The 16,709-nt window shown below is 41.1% G+C and carries 24 protein-coding genes and 1 tRNA gene; 8 read left to right on the forward strand and 17 right to left on the reverse strand.

Features of this window, described 5'->3' with window-relative positions; all coding sequences use genetic code 11:
* Positions 1-18 precede the first annotated feature (18 nt).
* Positions 19-324, forward strand: a complete 306-nt coding sequence (locus ACFWMP_RS02900) for a rhodanese-like domain-containing protein (RefSeq protein WP_042187309.1) — start codon at positions 19-21, stop codon at positions 322-324.
* Between the two features lie 4 nt (positions 325-328).
* On the opposite strand, the gene ACFWMP_RS02905 is transcribed toward ACFWMP_RS02900, so the two are convergent.
* From ACFWMP_RS02905 to ACFWMP_RS02920, 4 genes are all read right to left on the reverse strand, one after another.
* Complete coding sequence (locus tag ACFWMP_RS02905) at positions 329-877, reverse strand: shikimate kinase (protein WP_042187307.1); 549 nt, start codon at positions 875-877, stop codon at positions 329-331.
* Between the two features lie 271 nt (positions 878-1,148).
* Complete coding sequence (gndA, locus tag ACFWMP_RS02910; protein ID WP_042187305.1) at positions 1,149-2,564, reverse strand: NADP-dependent phosphogluconate dehydrogenase; 1,416 nt, start codon at positions 2,562-2,564, stop codon at positions 1,149-1,151.
* 266 nt (positions 2,565-2,830) lie between these two features.
* Positions 2,831-3,427 (reverse strand): hypothetical protein, encoded by a 597-nt coding sequence (locus ACFWMP_RS02915; RefSeq protein WP_042187304.1) that lies wholly within the window; start codon positions 3,425-3,427, stop codon positions 2,831-2,833.
* A 288-nt stretch (positions 3,428-3,715) separates the two neighbouring features.
* Positions 3,716-5,005: an MFS transporter gene (locus ACFWMP_RS02920; RefSeq protein WP_042187302.1), complete on the reverse strand. Its 1,290-nt coding sequence runs from the start codon at positions 5,003-5,005 to the stop codon at positions 3,716-3,718.
* Between the two features lie 96 nt (positions 5,006-5,101).
* Here ACFWMP_RS02920 and ACFWMP_RS02925 point away from each other — a divergent pair, with 96 nt between their 5' ends.
* Positions 5,102-6,577: an aminotransferase class I/II-fold pyridoxal phosphate-dependent enzyme gene (locus ACFWMP_RS02925; RefSeq protein WP_042126789.1), complete on the forward strand. Its 1,476-nt coding sequence runs from the start codon at positions 5,102-5,104 to the stop codon at positions 6,575-6,577.
* A gap of 130 nt (positions 6,578-6,707) precedes the next feature.
* Here the strand turns inward: ACFWMP_RS02925 and ACFWMP_RS02930 are convergent, their stop codons facing one another.
* Together ACFWMP_RS02930 and ACFWMP_RS02935 are read right to left on the reverse strand one after the other, a co-directional pair.
* Positions 6,708-7,019, reverse strand: a complete 312-nt coding sequence (locus ACFWMP_RS02930; protein ID WP_042187300.1) for a DUF1292 domain-containing protein — start codon at positions 7,017-7,019, stop codon at positions 6,708-6,710.
* 80 nt (positions 7,020-7,099) lie between these two features.
* Positions 7,100-7,654, reverse strand: coding sequence for a copper amine oxidase (locus ACFWMP_RS02935; protein ID WP_042187298.1), 555 nt, complete (start codon positions 7,652-7,654; stop codon positions 7,100-7,102).
* 164 nt (positions 7,655-7,818) lie between these two features.
* Between ACFWMP_RS02935 and ACFWMP_RS02940 the strand changes: the two genes are divergently transcribed.
* Positions 7,819-8,556 carry an MBL fold metallo-hydrolase gene (locus ACFWMP_RS02940; protein WP_379421880.1) on the forward strand — a complete coding sequence of 246 codons (738 nt, stop codon included), beginning with the start codon at positions 7,819-7,821 and terminating at the stop codon, positions 8,554-8,556.
* A gap of 64 nt (positions 8,557-8,620) precedes the next feature.
* Here the strand turns inward: ACFWMP_RS02940 and ACFWMP_RS02945 are convergent, their stop codons facing one another.
* The 4 genes from ACFWMP_RS02945 to ACFWMP_RS02960 all read right to left on the reverse strand — a co-directional run bounded on the left by ACFWMP_RS02945 (position 8,621) and on the right by ACFWMP_RS02960 (position 10,893).
* Positions 8,621-8,860, reverse strand: coding sequence for a DUF3892 domain-containing protein (locus tag ACFWMP_RS02945; protein ID WP_042187294.1), 240 nt, complete (start codon positions 8,858-8,860; stop codon positions 8,621-8,623).
* Between the two features lie 85 nt (positions 8,861-8,945).
* Positions 8,946-9,389, reverse strand: a complete 444-nt coding sequence (locus ACFWMP_RS02950) for a GNAT family N-acetyltransferase (RefSeq protein WP_042187292.1) — start codon at positions 9,387-9,389, stop codon at positions 8,946-8,948.
* Positions 9,390-9,499: 110 nt separating this feature from the next.
* Positions 9,500-9,712, reverse strand: coding sequence for a hypothetical protein (locus tag ACFWMP_RS02955; protein ID WP_042187290.1), 213 nt, complete (start codon positions 9,710-9,712; stop codon positions 9,500-9,502).
* Between the two features lie 104 nt (positions 9,713-9,816).
* Positions 9,817-10,893, reverse strand: coding sequence for a site-2 protease family protein (locus tag ACFWMP_RS02960; protein WP_042187288.1), 1,077 nt, complete (start codon positions 10,891-10,893; stop codon positions 9,817-9,819).
* A gap of 328 nt (positions 10,894-11,221) precedes the next feature.
* On the opposite strand from ACFWMP_RS02960, the gene ACFWMP_RS02965 reads away from it, so the two are divergent.
* Entirely contained in the window at positions 11,222-11,524 is a 303-nt protein-coding gene (locus tag ACFWMP_RS02965) for a hypothetical protein (protein ID WP_042187286.1), read from the forward strand.
* Positions 11,525-11,658: 134 nt separating this feature from the next.
* Positions 11,659-11,730: transfer RNA gene (locus tag ACFWMP_RS02970), tRNA-Val, on the forward strand.
* 231 nt (positions 11,731-11,961) lie between these two features.
* Here ACFWMP_RS02970 and ACFWMP_RS02975 read toward each other — a convergent pair.
* Entirely contained in the window at positions 11,962-12,159 is a 198-nt protein-coding gene (locus ACFWMP_RS02975; RefSeq protein WP_042187285.1) for a hypothetical protein, read from the reverse strand.
* 488 nt (positions 12,160-12,647) lie between these two features.
* On the opposite strand from ACFWMP_RS02975, the gene ACFWMP_RS02980 reads away from it, so the two are divergent.
* Entirely contained in the window at positions 12,648-12,788 is a 141-nt protein-coding gene (locus ACFWMP_RS02980) for a hypothetical protein (RefSeq protein WP_156113100.1), read from the forward strand.
* 93 nt (positions 12,789-12,881) lie between these two features.
* Here ACFWMP_RS02980 and ACFWMP_RS02985 read toward each other — a convergent pair whose 3' ends face one another.
* From ACFWMP_RS02985 to ACFWMP_RS03005, 5 genes are all read right to left on the reverse strand, one after another.
* Positions 12,882-13,121, reverse strand: coding sequence for a hypothetical protein (locus ACFWMP_RS02985; RefSeq protein ID WP_076282962.1), 240 nt, complete (start codon positions 13,119-13,121; stop codon positions 12,882-12,884).
* Positions 13,122-13,423: 302 nt separating this feature from the next.
* Entirely contained in the window at positions 13,424-13,690 is a 267-nt protein-coding gene (locus tag ACFWMP_RS02990; RefSeq protein ID WP_076282964.1) for a hypothetical protein, read from the reverse strand.
* A gap of 4 nt (positions 13,691-13,694) precedes the next feature.
* A complete protein-coding gene (locus tag ACFWMP_RS02995) occupies positions 13,695-14,105 on the reverse strand; it encodes a hypothetical protein (RefSeq protein WP_149644140.1) in 411 nt (136 codons plus the stop codon).
* Positions 14,106-14,182: 77 nt separating this feature from the next.
* Entirely contained in the window at positions 14,183-14,389 is a 207-nt protein-coding gene (locus ACFWMP_RS03000) for a hypothetical protein (protein WP_379421884.1), read from the reverse strand.
* 118 nt (positions 14,390-14,507) lie between these two features.
* Positions 14,508-14,966 (reverse strand): NUDIX domain-containing protein, encoded by a 459-nt coding sequence (locus tag ACFWMP_RS03005; RefSeq protein WP_052404253.1) that lies wholly within the window; start codon positions 14,964-14,966, stop codon positions 14,508-14,510.
* Positions 14,967-15,257: 291 nt separating this feature from the next.
* Between ACFWMP_RS03005 and ACFWMP_RS03010 the strand changes: the two genes are divergently transcribed.
* Both ACFWMP_RS03010 and ACFWMP_RS03015 read left to right on the forward strand, forming a co-directional pair.
* Complete coding sequence (locus tag ACFWMP_RS03010; protein ID WP_076299475.1) at positions 15,258-15,506, forward strand: hypothetical protein; 249 nt, start codon at positions 15,258-15,260, stop codon at positions 15,504-15,506.
* Between the two features lie 79 nt (positions 15,507-15,585).
* Positions 15,586-16,263, forward strand: coding sequence for a DUF1796 family putative cysteine peptidase (locus tag ACFWMP_RS03015; RefSeq protein ID WP_340968951.1), 678 nt, complete (start codon positions 15,586-15,588; stop codon positions 16,261-16,263).
* Between the two features lie 37 nt (positions 16,264-16,300).
* Here the strand turns inward: ACFWMP_RS03015 and ACFWMP_RS03020 are convergent, their stop codons facing one another.
* Complete coding sequence (locus ACFWMP_RS03020; protein WP_340968949.1) at positions 16,301-16,615, reverse strand: hypothetical protein; 315 nt, start codon at positions 16,613-16,615, stop codon at positions 16,301-16,303.
* Positions 16,616-16,709 lie beyond the last annotated feature (94 nt).

Genomic DNA, 16,709 nt, shown 5'->3' on the forward strand with positions numbered 1-16,709 from the left:
TGAAAAGAGGTCACAACCATGCATAATGTTCCACAAATTACACCGCAAGAATTGCGGCAGTGTCTAGAGACAGGAGAAGACCTTGTACTCATCGACGTTCGTGAAGACGAAGAGGTTGCCTTCGGGATGATTCCCGGTGCACAGCATATCCCCATGGGAGAAATTCCACACCGCACTGAGGATATTCCAAGCGATGCCAAAGTGATCTTTATCTGCCGTTCCGGTGCTCGAAGCCAGCGTGTCTGCGAATATCTACAACAGTTTGGCTATCATGCTACAAATTTAAGCGGCGGTATGATTGAATGGAATGAAACACTCTCTTAAAAGCTCAGCCGCGGTAATGCATTAAAATATATTGCGACACTTCTGCCGCTGTCAGTCCCGTTGTATCGACCGTGTAATGCGCGAACAGGTAAGCTTCTCGACGGTCTTCCATGATACGTCTAACCCGTTCTTCTGCATTGCCGGCGAGCAGCGGACGATTCTGATCTCCACTAACGCGGGCAATAATCTCTTCTTCTGTTGCCGTTAGCGCAACCACATGCCCTTTACTCAGCATTAAATCTGTATTCCCCGGCGCCAATACCGCGCCACCACCAGTAGATATTAATTTATTCTCAGACTCTAGCATACGCTTTAGTACTGCTGTTTCCACGCTTCGAAAGTAATGCTCTCCATCTTCCGCGAAAATTTCTGCAATACTTCGGCCTTCAGTTTCAACAATGACATGATCCAGATCAACCAGCTCGTAACCCAGTTCCTCGGCCAAAATTGCGCCTACTGTTGACTTCCCAGTTGCCATCATCCCTACTAAAATAATGTTCTTATTTCTTTGCTCTTCGTTGAACTTTTTAAATTCTTCTGTATCCCCAGCCATGTCTATCCTCCAACCGCGATATTTGTCATATCATAACACAGGGTCAAAACATTAGACAATCTGCTTCACTTAGTAAATACACATCAAAACTTCAACAAAAAAGGCCCGAAAGCCTCCCCATTTCTGGTGAAGCAATTCGGGCCACTTTTTTAAAATATAAGAAAGTACAAGTTTCATGTTATACATTAACCTTATATTTCTCGCATAAACGCTTCTTACCGTCCTTTAGGGACGCCGAAGGCGTTATTGCTTATAACCGTAATAAACTAGATTATTCTGCAGACATCCAGTTGTGGTGGAAAACGCCTTCTTTGTCTACACGTTTGAACGTATGTGCGCCGAAGTAATCGCGTTGAGCCTGAAGCAGGTTCGCAGGCAGTCTTTCTGTACGATAGCTATCATAGTAAGCCAATGCGCTGGAGAATCCAGGTACTGGAACACCCATCGTTACAGCTGAAGCGATAACTTTACGCCATGCGGATTGGTAATTATCCATAACATCCTTGAAGAAAGGATCAAGCAATAGGTTCTTAAGATCTGCATTGTTCTCGTAAGCATCCGTGATGTTTTGTAGGAAACGGGAACGGATAATGCAGCCACCGCGCCAAATTTTAGCCAACTCGCCATATTTCAGATCCCAACCGTATTCGTCGGAAGCTACGCGAAGTTGAGCGAAACCTTGAGCATAGGATACGATTTTACTTGCAAACAATGCTTTACGCACGTTCTCAATGAATTCAGCTTTGTCACCATCAAATGGTGTAGCTTCTGGTCCGTTAAGCACTTTGCTTGCTTCTACGCGCTCATCCTTCATTGCAGAGAGGAAGCGTGAGAATACGGATTCGGTAATCATGGACAAAGGTACACCAAGATCCAGTGAGCTTTGGCTTGTCCATTTACCAGTTCCCTTTTGGCCAGCGGAATCAAGGATCACGTCAACCATTGGTTTACCAGTTTCTTCATCATACTGAGCAAAAATATCTGTAGTAATCTCGATCAGGTAGCTGTCGAGCTCACCGCTATTCCACTCTTTGAAAATGTTGTGAAGTTCTTTTGCATCCAGACCTAGAACGTCTTTGAGCAGCTGATAAGCTTCACAGATCAATTGCATATCACCATATTCGATACCGTTGTGCACCATTTTAACATAGTGTCCCGCACCGTCTGGTCCGATATATGTACAGCAAGGCTCACCGTTAACTTTAGCTGAGATTGCAGTTAGGATTGGTTCAACTAGCTTATACGCGCTTTCTTGACCGCCAGGCATAATGGAAGGACCTTTAAGAGCTCCTTCTTCACCGCCAGAAACCCCAGTTCCGACAAAGCGGAAACCTTTTTCTTCCAGATATTTACTGCGACGAACCGTATCAGGGAAATAAGCATTTCCTCCGTCGATAATAATGTCGCCTTGATCAAGATGCGGCAACAGTTGCTCGATGGTAGCATCAGTAGCTTTACCAGCTTGAACCATGATCAGAATTTTGCGCGGTGTTTCCAGCGAAGCTACAAATTCCTCAACAGAAAATGTGCCTACGAGGTTTTTACCTTCCGCCTCAGCAAGAAGATCATGTGTCTTCTCCGGTGAGCGGTTAAACACGGATACGGAAAAACCTTTGCTTTCGATATTTAGAGCCAAATTCTTGCCCATTACCGCCAAGCCAATAACGCCGATTTGTTGTTTTGCCATCTGGTCCTCCACCCTTTGCACCCTATATTTTTGGGAAATCCATTTCTCGCAGTATAAGAATACCACCCTTTATTAGAGACAGCAAAGCCTGCCCTGCGAATAAAGATCAAATTCATCGACAAAACCATTGCCAATATGAAAATGATCACAATGACTATTTTAACGTTTTTAGCACCAGAAGTGAACCCCTGTCTGCAAGTTATCAAACAAATCTAAGACACCCCGAAATTCGGGGTGCCCCTAAGCAACTTATTTCGGCACCTTGTTTACCATTCTAACATATACAATTCCTTCGTCAAAAAGGTAAGCTGAGCTCGGCATTTCTCCGCGCGAATCATATCCTCAGCCTTAAGTGCATCATTTAATCGATCCAGCTGCTCATCCACTTCAATCCTGCGCTGGCGAATTCGTTCCTCTCCTTCAACAGAATAATAGAGCTTGGTCAGCTCCTCATCGGTGAGCATAGGACCCTTCTGGTATAAGACTCGCTGCTGATAACCCGAGATTTCGACAAGACGAATCACTTCGCCGAACAAAATATTTTCAATAATAATCTGACGGTCTCTGAAGCGCTTTACAATGGCATGGCCTCGCATGTCCCCAATTAACTTCTCCATCCATTCTGACAAGCGAGCATCACGAATCATATAGTCACCCACGAGTTTATAGCCATCTTTGATCCTTTGAAAACGTAATTTCACCAGTTTACGACCCGTACGGACCGAAATTACAAAGACCTGTTCGTTCTCGCTCCAATATAGGGAATAACCTTTTTGAATCAAATCCTTGATCAGGTCCTGGATATGCTGTCTGTCGAAACGCAGCTCCAGGTTACAATACTCCACCTCGTCGTTTTTGTTCACGGCACTCCCCCCTAACTGCTTCACATCTGCAAAGCCAACACAATTGTTCAATTTCCGATTATTTATGGCTGCCGGACCTCTTCAAGTAGTAGTTACTTTTGCGTTCGTCTTAGTCTTATTTTATACTTCAGTTTATGTAGCGGTAACTTGGTTTATTGACTATTTTTACCCGCAACAGACTTTCTCCAAACGCTGATTGAATTTTTTATTTCTTTTAGTCCTTTTAATTCCTAAAAAAAGCCGCTGACAACTAATTCTCAGGTTGTCAGCGGCTTTTCACATCTAAGGTCAACTAGTTTTAAATTTCAACTTCGTTCTGTGTACAATTAGTAAATGCAGCCCAAAGAGTATCAACATAACAATTGCACTCATCAGAAACGGAACACCGTGACCTACATGGTCCCATAGTCTCCCTGATATCACTGGTCCTGCCACCATCCCTGAGCCTTGCAAGGTCAAGAAAAGCCCCCAGACAGTCCCTCGTTCCCCCTTAGGCACTTGCTTAGCCAGAAAGGCGTTCCATGCCGGGAGAATAAGCGCGTAGCTTATACCGACCAATGCCACCGCGATAAAAGCAAGCGGGAGCCAGCGTACCTGTGAGAACAGGGCAAGGGAAAAGGCGGCAAGCAAAAAGCCAATGTTCAGAAACACAGTTGTTCCTATTCGGTCCACCAGCTTGCCTGCTGGAATTAGAGCAAGCACCGTAATTCCCCCACCTGCAATCAGAAGCAGACTAAATTGATTCGGACTAACATGAAGCTCCGTACGTGCAAACAAGGTAACTACAGGCGTCATCAAGCCAATGGCAAAAGCCTGAAGAAATAAGGCCGGATATAGTAGGCGACTGACTTTAAGCGTCGTTCTGACCTGATGCAGTGTTCTTTTTATACTTTCTAATGGACTGATTTTTTTACGCTCAATAGCTCCGCCGAGCCCCTGCATGTCCCTTACAACTGCATGAGTGCCACTTGACGAGATTCTTTTAGGTAGAAAAAGCGCAACTACAACTACTACAGCAGCACACCCTAGCAGGACCAAAAAGGCTACACGATAGCTTTGTCCACCCTGATCCATCAAAAAATTCACTACAATCGGACCGATTCCCGTTCCTGCGAGCGATGCCATCTCTACAGCACCCATAGCTGCTCCACTGCTGCCGCTTTTAGTAGATCCCGCCAATTCCGTTATTCCGGTCATCACACAAGGCCAAAGCGGGGATGTCCCGATCCCAAGAATAAGACAGGCAATCGAGAGCGTAACTGCTGTTTTGGCATATATTATCATTCCAACAGCTACTAGGATCAACAACAAGGCACTTGTCATGGTCCAGCGAAATCCTATGCGCTCCATAACCCAGCCAGAAGGACTGCGGAATAGATTATCCCCCAAATACTGGAGTGCAAAGGCAAAGCCTACTACCGTAACAGATAGACCCAAAATATTCTCCATATATACGGGTAACAAAGCGACAAGTAGCGACCCTTTAACAAACTCAACTAAAAAAATAATTACCCACATCTCCATGATAAATGGCGACGTCAAACTGATATGTGTACGTTGCGCAGCTTTTGTGGACATTCTATCACATCCAAATCCTAGTATTCTGTAGATTGTTTTGTTATACTGATGCTTGCCTTAAATTTTAATATTCGCGAAAGGTTGTGACAGCATTAAATGAATCAACACCGTACTCCCCTCTTCACAGCTTTAAAAAAGCATGCCGCCGGCAATCCCGTTCAATTTCATATCCCGGGGCATAAGAAGGGGCTAGGAACCGATGCCGAATTCCGTGAGTTTATCGGCGATAACGCTCTATCCATCGATCTAATCAACATCGCACCGCTTGATGATCTACATCAGCCAACTGGAGTAATCCAGGAAGCTCAGAAGCTGGCTGCGAAGGCTTTCGGCGCCGACTATACGTATTTTAGCGTACAGGGCACGAGCAATGCCATCATGACGATGATCCTCTCTGTCTGCTCACCGGGTGATAAAATAATTGTGCCGCGCAACATTCATAAATCTGTGATGTCGGCCATTATCTTCTCCGGAGCCAAGCCTGTGTTTGTCTCGCCTGTTCAGGATGAGAATCTCGGGATAGATCACGGCATAACGACCAGTTCGCTGGAACGAGCGTTAAGGCGTCATCCAGACGCCAAAGGAGTTCTAGTAATCAATCCCACGTACTTCGGTGTATGCGCCGACCTGCGTTCGATTGTCGACCTGGCTCACCGTTACGGTGTACCCGTATTGGTGGACGAGGCACATGGAGTACTGATTCATTTTCATGAGGATCTGCCGGTATCGGCCATGCAGGCCGGCGCGGACATCGCTGCCACTAGTGTGCATAAACTTGGCGGCTCCATGACGCAAAGCTCGGTACTGAATCTTAATGCTAAGACGGGTCTGATTAACCCGCAACGGGTACAGACCATTATGAGCATGCTGACTACAACATCTACCTCATATATTTTATTAGCGTCTTTGGATACATCAAGACGTAATCTCGCGCTGAACGGTCATGAAATGGCGGAAAGAACCATCAGACTGTCCAACTACGCACGCGAAACGATCAATACCATCGAAGGCCTGTACAGCTTTGGAAAAGAGATCCTTGGGACAGAAGCAACATTTGATCATGACCCAACTAAGCTCAACATTCATGTGCGCCATTTAGGGATCACAGGATACGAAACCGAAAACTGGCTGCGCGAAAAGTACAACATCGAAGTAGAACTAAGTGACATGTATAATATTCTTTGCCTTATTACCCCAGGTGATACCCAAGAATCAGTAGATAAATTATTAGCTGCACTTAGGGTGTTGTCCGCCATTCATTACAGCAAGGGTGAAATCTACGAACTTAAGGTTCAGGTTCCAGAAATTCCACAGCTTGCTCTGATTCCAAGGGACGCTTTTTATGCGGATACGCAGTTAGTTCCATTCCGTGAATCTGCTGGCTACATTATTGCAGAGTTTATATATGTATATCCGCCTGGAATTCCTATTCTTCTCCCTGGCGAGGTTATCACTCAGGATAACATCGATTATATTATTGACCATGTGGAGATCGGACTTCCGGTTAAAGGTCCTGAAGATCGCAGCATCACGAACATAAAAGTGATTGTAGAAGCCGATCCTATTTCCTAAGATCCATCATTTTCCTAAAAAACTTCATTCATTTATACAAAAACCCGATACCATAATAAGTATCGGGTTTCTGTATATAAACATCAACTGTCATATACACAATAGAACAGCTTAATTTAGTCGCTAAAATCTATTCTTGCTGAGCAAGCAGATTGTTGTAAGCTTCTTCAACAGCTTTCCATTCTTCTTCATCTTCGATATTGTACAATACCATTTCTTCGTCTTCTTCTTCCATACGCAGAATAATGCCATCCGCTTCAGGATTTTCCTTTTCTAACAGCAGCGCGTATAGTTTCTCACCGATGTCGAAAGTTTCAACCAATACCATTTCAACATCTTCGCCCTGCTCGTTCGTCAAGGTCAGCACAAACTCCTCGTGCTCATGGTCGTGATCATGCCCGCAACCGCATGCTTCACCATGCTCATGTTTGTGATCGCTCATTGTAATACCTCACTTTGAATTGTATTATCCTACATCTGGTATACTACCACGTTAGATTAGTTCAGGTCAATTTAGAACCCTTAATTAAGAGCTGTAATTACCTTTTCTGACACAAGAACGTAATCCGCATTTTTGGAAGCTTTCATGTAGAAGCCTACCCGATATTTGCCGGTTTCTTTAAAATCATAAGTAAACTCCGAGGTCGGAAACCAGAAATTATCCTTCTGCGAGCCTTCAAGCTCCTGCGACTGAATATCCTTAACATTACCAGAGGGGTCCGTTATGGCTACTTTTACAGCTGAAACCTCTTCTGTTAAGCTATCTACCTGGGTTAATATTTTAATCTTAAGCTTGCCTACGTTTACGTTACCAAAGACCGTATTATCCTTAAAAAGAACAATATGAACATTAGGCTTAAGAATCGTCACTTTTCCAGATCCATCCCAATTCACTACCCCGCCCGCTTCTCTAGCGGGAATATATGTTTTTCCATCAATCAAATAACCGCCGTCTACAATTTCCGTCCCGTTGTTCCATACCCTGATTTTCTTACTCACAGAATCGGCGAACAATAAGGAGCCACCCATCAAGGAAAAAGCAAACACACATAAAGTGACTTTTTTCCATCTATTCATTTGAAACCCTCCAAATAATTCATGCTATTAATGTATACTTACTTTGTCTCAGCAAGTTGCGCTAATTGTAGGTAAATATTTCATTCATCTTCCGAAAAATGATATTATGTACTTGTTCAAAGTTGATATATTAGCTAACAGCGATTTCAGGAGGGTACTTTCTTATGAGTCTGAGCCTACAAATGCTAGGAACTGGCAATGCTTTTGCTAAAAACTATTTTAACAATAATGGCTTGCTACTAGCTGATGATTATACCCTACTGATTGATTGCGGGATTACAGCCCCACTTGCCATGCATACCATCGGGAAATCCTTCAGTGACGTTAACGCTACTCTAATTACGCATATTCATGCGGACCATGTTGGAGGTCTGGAAGAGCTAGCACTTACGCTAAAACACGTATACGGGAAAACAATGAGATTACATTTACCAGAGACGCTTGTTGAGCCACTTTGGAACAACACCTTAAAGGGTGGATTATATCAAAAAGATGCAGTAGCCTCCCTGACCGATATCTTCGAGGTTACATCTATGAAACCCGGAATTACGTACAAGCTCGCGCCTTCTCTTTCGCTCGAGATCATACATACGCCGCATATTCCTGGCAAAGATAGCTATTCCCTTCTAATAAATAATGAGATTTTCTACAGCGCAGATATGACTTTTCAACCGGATCTACTTATAAGCCTTGTCCGTGAGCGCGGCATCCGAATGATTCTGCATGACTGTCAGCTTGGTGGATCAGGTGTTGTTCACACCACACTGGAGGAGTTAATGTCTTTACCTGAAGATGTTCGACGTATCATCAAGCTCATGCATTATAGCGATGAACAACCTCAATTCGTCGGGCTTACTGGAGAGATGGAGTTTATTGAGCAGCATGTAATTTATAAACTCTGATTATGATTAAAAAAAGACCGTACATTGACGTCTGATGACGTGTGTACGGTCTTTGCCTTTAGAACTATGAGAAACTCGGAAGATTATCCAAATTGTTGGTTGGATCCCCATCCGCGTCGCCGCGAATATAAGTTCCTCCGTCTTTACCTTTAAAAGCATTCACTCCGGCAATATTTCCGGCCTGTACTTCTTGAAGCGCTTGATCATACGCCAGGACACGTCCTGTAGAGGTCTGGAAACTGGTTAAATCTCCGTCTCCATTTTTCTGTACAGCTACGAAACTTTCGCGTTCGTTATTTGGCACTTCAGTTCGCCCCTTGCTCTTGGATTTGCCATCATATGGCACATCCTAGCTTGCGTAATGAGACGGTAAATTATGTGTGCAAATCTTAAAGCGTTTTCTGCATCCGTACATGTAGAATACCTGCGTCATAAAAAGGTTCCGTTGAAATCACTTCATATCCTAGCTTCTTGTAGAAATTCTCAGCTTGGCACTGTGCATCAAGAATCGAAGCTTCCAGTCCAAGTTCCCGAGCAAGCTCTTCCATAGCTAGCAACAGAACACGTCCGTATCCTTTGACTCGATAATCTTTCAGTACGGCGATACGCTGCATTTTGGCTGTACCTGCTTTGTAATAAATCAATCTTCCTGTAGCCACAGGTACACCTTCATCTATAATTAGAATATGGTGCGCATTCGGACCGATAACATCGTATTCATCAATTTCTTCCTCAGCCGGTACCATTTGTTCCTCTACAAATACTTTGGTACGAATATCCAGCCCCATTTGAAGCTGTTCCTCTGTAGTTACCCGTAAGATTTCTGCCGCCATGTTAGTCCCAAACTCCTCTCTCTATATATATCCAACGATAGTTGTCTATTATATAAAAATTCGACTAGAAAGAAAAGCCTGAGCATGAGAAATCGTCTTCTGTCACTACTCTAATCTGCAGAATATACTTCTTCAGGAATCGAACGATTGTATGTGTCTTGCATCACTGGTGACAATGGAGGGTACTGACCTTTTGGCTTTCCATCTAGGTTAGTCATTTCTTTGATTTCCATGATTTTTGTTGGCTTCGCCTCGGAACATCCTCCCAAGACCATCAGTAACAGCAGACAAACGCTGACTTCCCATTTCAAAAATTTAGGCATGGTTTTACTCCTTTCACCGTTCAACTGCGGTTATTCTCATTACAGCTTTGACGGTTCATGAGTTTTATAAACCATTGGATCACTTCATTGCCCGATTCTAACCCTTATAGATTCACATTTCCAACGGCATGGACCATGTACATCATTCCTCCCAAAAAGCCAGCTAATACAAAATAAGCGATACCGTATTTCCAGCGTGAGCTAGCCGGCACATCGTAATACTTGTCGTTCTCATAGACAGAATAGCTGATATCACAATTCATCTTTAGATGAAGCCCATTCTCTAAGGTCACAGGCTCTAGCTGCGAGATACGTACCTTTTCAATGATGCATTGCTGCGGAAGCGTAGCTCTACCAATGTAGTTCAGTTGATCCCATCTCACCCCTACATACTGCTGTCTTTCCAAATCACTGTAAGTAGTAAAAGGTAAATCTCTTCTATGCTCTGGTCCTGGAATCATGTAGCCTGCATCTCTAAGTGGCTCTACTGGAATTAAGAAACTCTTCGTTACAGAATAAAGGCGATTGTTAGTGCGTCTCTTCACATATTTGTTATACAGATCGTAAGCAAATAACGCCCAAATAATAAAGAACAAGATCGAACGCATATAGATGATGATGGCTAAACCACCCACGAGCCCCACAAGCCACAGCCAGCGCGTCACCGCGGTTGCAATACGGCCGCCGTCAAGCGGGTGAATCGGCAGCAGATTGATCAGATTAAGTAAAAAACCTATATAAGCCAAGGAATAGAGAAGTGGACTATCCATGTAATAAGCCGCTCCAAAAACGGCTGTAGCCCCAATGGTTCCTAAGATCGGACCTCCAAAAGCAATATAAGCTTCTGTCTGGGCATCCAGCGGCTGTTTCTTCATTGTAATTAAAGCTCCCAAAAATGGTATAAACAGCGGAGCGCTGACTGGAAGCCCGATCCGTTTCGCTGCTATTACATGTCCTAATTCATGGACTAGCAGGAGCAGGACAAAGCCCACGGCAAACCCCCACGGATAAATCAAAGCATAAGCCCATATTGAAATCATCATTGATATTAACGGCCCGGCAATTTTACCTATTTTCAGAAGAGACAAAATCGCCTTTCCTTTAAATAGGAGCATCGCCGCCCCGCCCCCCAACCATTTCCATGGCGTGGAAGAATTCTTTTTCTGCTCATTTTGCGGCAAGATCTCAAGCTCCTTTTTCTTTCAATTTTTATCTAACTGCTGTACATTACCCTCCATTTTATCATAAGCGCTTAAGGAGTATTTCCATAAAAAAGCACTTGGTTAAGTATACGACGCAACTTTTAGAATCGTTTCAACGTCAAACAAACAGATAATGGATAATTTTCACTATTATTCAAGGGTAGAAAGTGATTCCGCTCCAATACACAACCACCACCTCACACAAAATAACCCAAATTTTATGGTTGCCCTATGGGCTAACGCCGTGAACGTTATAGGCTACGAACCATAGACTGTTATCAGGGTTATTCAATTGAGGAGGTTATTTATGGATACAAATGCAAATTTACATCAACAGGTCAGTTGGAATTGTATGAACAAATACGTTGGTATTACAACGACTGACGGTCAGTCCTTTGATGGCTTTATTGCCCATGTAGATCAAAACTATGTTACTCTTGCGGTTCCTAGCAACGAAATGGTAGAACGTTTAAACGGAATGCCTACACACGAATCGGCGTATAGACAATTTGGCTTCCGGCCTGGCTTTTTCCCAAGACGTCGCTTCTTTCCACGACGCATCCCTTTTTTCGGCATAAGCGATATATTTCTACTCCCGTTCTTTATCTGACGTGGCTCATGGGGATGGAGCGGCATCCCCTTTTCTTATTATTATTTTAAAGACTATGTAAACTATCATCCCTATAGATTGTAAAAAAAGAATTGCCATCCTACTCTATCGTATGGTATTATGAAATTCGTCGCAGGACGGTAGCTCAGCGGGAGAGCACTATCTTGACAGGGTAGGGGTCATGGGTTCGAACCCCATCCGTCCTATATCGAAAAGCCTTGAATTTCAAGGCTTTTTTTGTTTTCTATTCACTTATCATTCTATTAAAAACCCCTGTGATACGAATTTGATACGAATCGCGATTACTTTTCGTATCAGTTCATGTGATCCTCTGGGAAAATATCATCGCTTCTATCCTCCAACCAATTCCTAAATTCCGCTTTACTGATATATAATTTCCTTCCCACTTTTGCAACATGAAATACGTGGAAGCCTGTTTACAATCCTTTCAATTCTATCGCTGTCCATGCCATCTTCAGGCTCATGGAATCAGAGCCAAAAGAGAAAGAAGCCGCTACTGAAAGCAGCAGCAATATTCCTAGGAGTAAAAACAGACCGAAATACGATTTCCCTCTTAAATTAGGGATAACAGCTGTTTTATCATCTAGCTTTCTATTTTTTTCATATGTTGACACTAGCTTCTCAACTACAAAATCTAGCTGCTTATCAAAAGATTAGATATCGGAATAATACGAAAAATCAATATTTAGCCTTGCAGCTTATCCCCAGGCTCCATCACAGCATGTCGAATATCCAGCACATTAACGGCTGCATAAATCCATGCGGCAATATGATCTTCCAACTTCATCTTACATTTCACTCCGATCCGTTACACAATCTATTTAAGTTAATTACATCTCAAACATTGATAATGATTATCAATTATATCTGGAACCCTTTATCTCTCCTTATGGGGCCTCATCCCTATGATTCCTTATCTAAATGTTATTTGAACTAAACAGGAATAATCTCTCAATATTGCATCTCCTATAATTTAGCATTAATATAAAATAATGAGACTTACTGAAAATCGTTAATGAGTATCGTTTTGAGGATTATTGCATTTTCGCAAACTCACTAAGGAGTAGGAGTGTTTTTTATATGTTATAGGGGAAAACGAATATTGGGACCAATGACTGAAGCTGATGCTCTACGTGAATGGTTTACTCTTTCCGGTACAGTGAAGGACATTTATATTATTGAGGTTGATGAGAACAATAAAGTAAGGCGCCAGATTGGACCTACAAAGAAGAAAAAGAAATAAGCATAGCCTGCAGCAACCTACTATAACTTGATTGAAAAAGAGATAAAACGTAAAAAAGCCCCACCGACCTTTATAGGTTGATGGGGTTTTTTATTAAAATGGAAATTTAGTAAGGGAGAATATTAAGAGTACCATCCCAACAATCGAAGACAGAGCAGCCATTTTATCTTTAGTTTTAAAATAGGTAGCTCCTCCATTAAAAATCAGAGCTCCACACATCCCCATCATTGTCCAAGACATGATCACTTGATCCTGACCGCGGAAAAATAGTATTGCCAGAATGATTGTTGCTGCACTAAATAAAATACCGAACAACCTTAGTGCTTTCAGCAAAAAATCCCCTCCCGAAATATAATGGGCTAATGAATTTGCAGCTTACTCGATATTACAAGAAAAAATGTAGCCAATGGGCCACAAAGCAAAGAAATTAAAAACCAATTTAATCCACTCCTATTTTTACCTTGTGCTAACCCAGCATTTATTAATGCTAATGTACCCCATCCAACAAAATACCCATTATCCATCACGCACACGACCTTTCAACATCATTTTATAGGAATACGAATATCCAATATAATGGTTTCATCATAAGCAAATGTTGCAGGGATTTGTTATACATGCTGAGATTTCAACAACTACTTTATTCTTGTGGCGATAAGCTGGATCGTTTCATCAGAGTCTTTTACAAGACATTTCAAAGTAATGCCCAGGGCAAGTGAAAATAAAGAGATCATAAAACTTATGACTGTAATCATTGCTCCTCTTAAGTCATTTGTGAAATTATAACGCAAGATTTCTGAGAAGCTGCTAGTAGAAAAGAAAATAATAGTCAAAATAAAAAACAATCCAAAAACACAAAATAAAATGTTTGATATTTTATTAACTCTTTCAAAATAGCTCATATATTCAACTCCTCTGATCAAGATAATAATCCACCAAGACATAAATGGAACCGGCAATACCAAAAAGGATAATGGCTATACTACTATTCAAATGATATTCCTGTATAAAGCGTTCATCGTATGCCTTGTAAAAGAAAACATATCCCCCGATACCACTCAGAAGCAATATCATTATGCGGGTAATCAAAGGATTTGCAATCATTCGAACAACCCAAGAGAAAGGAAAAATTATAATTGGGTAAAGAACGGCTGAAAAAAGAAATGCTAAGAAAATAAAAACAAACCCTATATTTTGAAACCCATAGTATTCAGTCGTACTGATCTTATTTCCTTCCCATAGCTCTAATCCAAAAGTGGCCAAGGTGAATAAAATCGTCGAAACAAACCATAACATGATATGCTTTACTACACGCAAAGTAATCCCACCAATTTTATGCTTTATATATCAGCCATTTTATTCATAAGTTCTATTGTTAAATCTGCTTCCAATAATCATTTAGCACTTGGTTCTATTGAAGTTAAAAAAGGTTTTTGCCCTATTCTACTATTATAGGAAACAAAGTACTCCTCATTTATATTAATCAACTTAAATATTCCTTTTGGGATTGTGACTGTAGTTTGATCACCGCTCATATTTTGTACTACTATTTCTCTTTTATCTACTGACACTACATTAACAACAGCAGATGTACTTGCCATCAAAAGGTACCATATTATAAATAAAAAAATGATCAAAGGAAGAAATGAGAAGATTTTACGATTATTCATATCTATCACCTCAGAGTAAGGATCATCTAATGGGCATGGTAGTTACCTCCTATCCATTGCCGAACAATTCTTGTATGTATTTTTCCGACATATATTCTCTAAATTCTTTATCTAATAAGTATATTTCATCTTGTTTTATCCACTGGTAGTTAAAAACAGTTCCACAGTCCTCTCCTTCACCCTCTCCAGTGAATCTCCACTTTTCAGGTAATCTTGTTTCTGGAATCAGAAGGTAGTCATGTCTTTCAACATTTGCATCTATATAATCCTTATAATAATATTGTGTTCCTATTTTCTTTACTAATTTAAATTGTTTAAGTCCACTTTCTTCTTGAATTTCCCTGAATAAGGCTTCTTCTTCTGTTTCCCCGGCATCGACATTACCACCTACTAATCTAAAGGGTACTTCTGGTACATTAAGATAAACTAATAAGGTCTTTTCTCCAACTTCATTGTCTTGCAAAATAAATCCGTATACCTTCTTTCTAATCGGTTTCCCTATCTTCATCGTGTCCCCCTATTTAGCTTCTTATAAACGAAAATAAAAAAGTATTTGATCATTGATCAAATACTTGCTCAGTCGTAAGGTGTTATGAATATATGCTCCCTTGTGGTCATCTACGTTTACGCTATTCGAACATCCATAAATTTACTTTATTGTATTCTGAAAACCTAAATTAAACAAGTGTAACTCTTTAATTCCCACCGCTGATCAAAATAGCACTCCGCTTCTGTTTAGCACATTACAATCTATTGTGCATTTTATATAGAGAAGCTTAATAGAAAGGGGTGGATCAGAATGGCAACTCGTCAACCTGATTTGGTATTGATCACTTGGAGCAGAAATCCTTTGGTTCGTGGCTCTGCACGTAGGATTATTTCTGTCCGCATCATTGGAAATGCTGAGCCTTGTCGACCTAGCTTAAGACCCAACGGGCTACTTGACACCGCCTTAGCTTGTTTATTAGATAATGACATAGGTTTTAAAGTGGTGTTTCGTAAAAAAACTTCAAGGATTAGCGGCTATTTGCTGTTACAACGCCATTAATATTTTCAGAGGGCAGCTAAGTTGCTGCTCTTTTTTAACGTTGAATAGAACCTGAATCTGATCGAAATTAGGTGAGTCCATGAACTTACAAGATGTAAAGAAGAGCTATGATTTAATCGTAAGCTTAGGTATGTCTTGTGCTCCTGCTATAAATATGCAAAGAAATAACTTGAGAACATTCTCCATGCCTCTTGACTGGATGATTTCTTATTCATTAACTGATGTAAACAGACTTTATAAGAATAGATTTCAGAATTTCATGGAGTTAACAAATCTGAAAATGCTCGAAGAGACACATTTTTTTCTAGAGGATGGAGTGCCCGCTTATCCTAATGGAAACAAGAATGAGTTAGTGAAATCGTATTTTATTCAGGATACCTTTTATAACATTATCTCGGTACATGATTTTCCTATCACCTTAGGTAAACATTGGTCTACGACCTATCCATCTTATAAAGCAAAGCTGGATTTACGAATTAAGAGATTTTGGGACAAATTACTAAGCAGTAAAAAAATTCTATTCATTAGATGGTTCGCCACATACGAACAGGCTGTAGAGCTACAAGCGACTTTGTCTGATATATTAAAGCCGAACGAATTCACTGTCCTTATCCTTTATCCCGTTCGTGAATTAACATCAGTACGAGAAATCCATTGGAATATTAATCATATTTGTGTGTTAGAATTTCCTGATGATATGAACGATTATGATAGCTGGGATTATATTTTGAAAGATATACAAGTAACGAGCGATTAATTTATCTCTTATTAAAAAATGACCCTCTCATGGGTCATTAATGTTGACGGCTTCGGTCAATCAAATGATTAATCATTTCTTGCGCAGCAAAAACATATGGATTCAGATATAACCTACTGATACCTACAAATATAGCAATAGGGTTACTGACTCCAAAATCGCTTTGGCTCCAAAGTGATTTTGGATTTGTAAGTTCAGGCTGTACAAGATCATACTTTTCCATCAGCCTTTCCTTTGTTCCACTATCCATTACAGCTCCGTTTCCTTTATCCGCGAAGACTGCTCCTGATGAAAAACACGCCATGATCAGAACAAAGGAAAAAATGAGTATTGCTAGTTTCTTTTTACACATAATACAGCTCCTAATTCTTTCTATGGTCTACACTAAACTCTAAACCTTGTACCAACTCAAATATTTCTCGGGTAATCGCAGGAAATCTATGTAT

It is taken from the genome of Paenibacillus sp. NPDC058367, assembly GCF_042723305.1.
GTDB lineage: Bacteria > Bacillota > Bacilli > Paenibacillales > Paenibacillaceae > Paenibacillus_AQ.

Bases quoted from the DNA above. Each gene is read 5' to 3' on its own strand.
- ACFWMP_RS02900 (WP_042187309.1), top strand. From the start codon at position 19: ATGCATAATGTTCCACAAATTACACCGCAAGAATTGCGGCAGTGTCTA.
- ACFWMP_RS02905 (WP_042187307.1), bottom strand. From the start codon at position 877: ATGGCTGGGGATACAGAAGAATTTAAAAAGTTCAACGAAGAGCAAAGA.
- gndA (WP_042187305.1), bottom strand. From the start codon at position 2,564: ATGGCAAAACAACAAATCGGCGTTATTGGCTTGGCGGTAATGGGCAAG.
- ACFWMP_RS02920 (WP_042187302.1), bottom strand. From the start codon at position 5,005: ATGTCCACAAAAGCTGCGCAACGTACACATATCAGTTTGACGTCGCCA.
- ACFWMP_RS02925 (WP_042126789.1), top strand. From the start codon at position 5,102: ATGAATCAACACCGTACTCCCCTCTTCACAGCTTTAAAAAAGCATGCC.
- ACFWMP_RS02930 (WP_042187300.1), bottom strand. From the start codon at position 7,019: ATGAGCGATCACAAACATGAGCATGGTGAAGCATGCGGTTGCGGGCAT.
- ACFWMP_RS02935 (WP_042187298.1), bottom strand. From the start codon at position 7,654: ATGAATAGATGGAAAAAAGTCACTTTATGTGTGTTTGCTTTTTCCTTG.
- ACFWMP_RS02940 (WP_379421880.1), top strand. From the start codon at position 7,819: ATGAGTCTGAGCCTACAAATGCTAGGAACTGGCAATGCTTTTGCTAAA.
- ACFWMP_RS02950 (WP_042187292.1), bottom strand. From the start codon at position 9,389: ATGGCGGCAGAAATCTTACGGGTAACTACAGAGGAACAGCTTCAAATG.
- ACFWMP_RS02955 (WP_042187290.1), bottom strand. From the start codon at position 9,712: ATGCCTAAATTTTTGAAATGGGAAGTCAGCGTTTGTCTGCTGTTACTG.
- ACFWMP_RS02965 (WP_042187286.1), top strand. From the start codon at position 11,222: ATGGATACAAATGCAAATTTACATCAACAGGTCAGTTGGAATTGTATG.
- ACFWMP_RS02990 (WP_076282964.1), bottom strand. From the start codon at position 13,690: ATGAGCTATTTTGAAAGAGTTAATAAAATATCAAACATTTTATTTTGT.
- ACFWMP_RS03000 (WP_379421884.1), bottom strand. From the start codon at position 14,389: ATGGCAAGTACATCTGCTGTTGTTAATGTAGTGTCAGTAGATAAAAGA.
- ACFWMP_RS03005 (WP_052404253.1), bottom strand. From the start codon at position 14,966: ATGAAGATAGGGAAACCGATTAGAAAGAAGGTATACGGATTTATTTTG.
- ACFWMP_RS03010 (WP_076299475.1), top strand. From the start codon at position 15,258: ATGGCAACTCGTCAACCTGATTTGGTATTGATCACTTGGAGCAGAAAT.
- ACFWMP_RS03015 (WP_340968951.1), top strand. From the start codon at position 15,586: ATGAACTTACAAGATGTAAAGAAGAGCTATGATTTAATCGTAAGCTTA.
- ACFWMP_RS03020 (WP_340968949.1), bottom strand. From the start codon at position 16,615: ATGTGTAAAAAGAAACTAGCAATACTCATTTTTTCCTTTGTTCTGATC.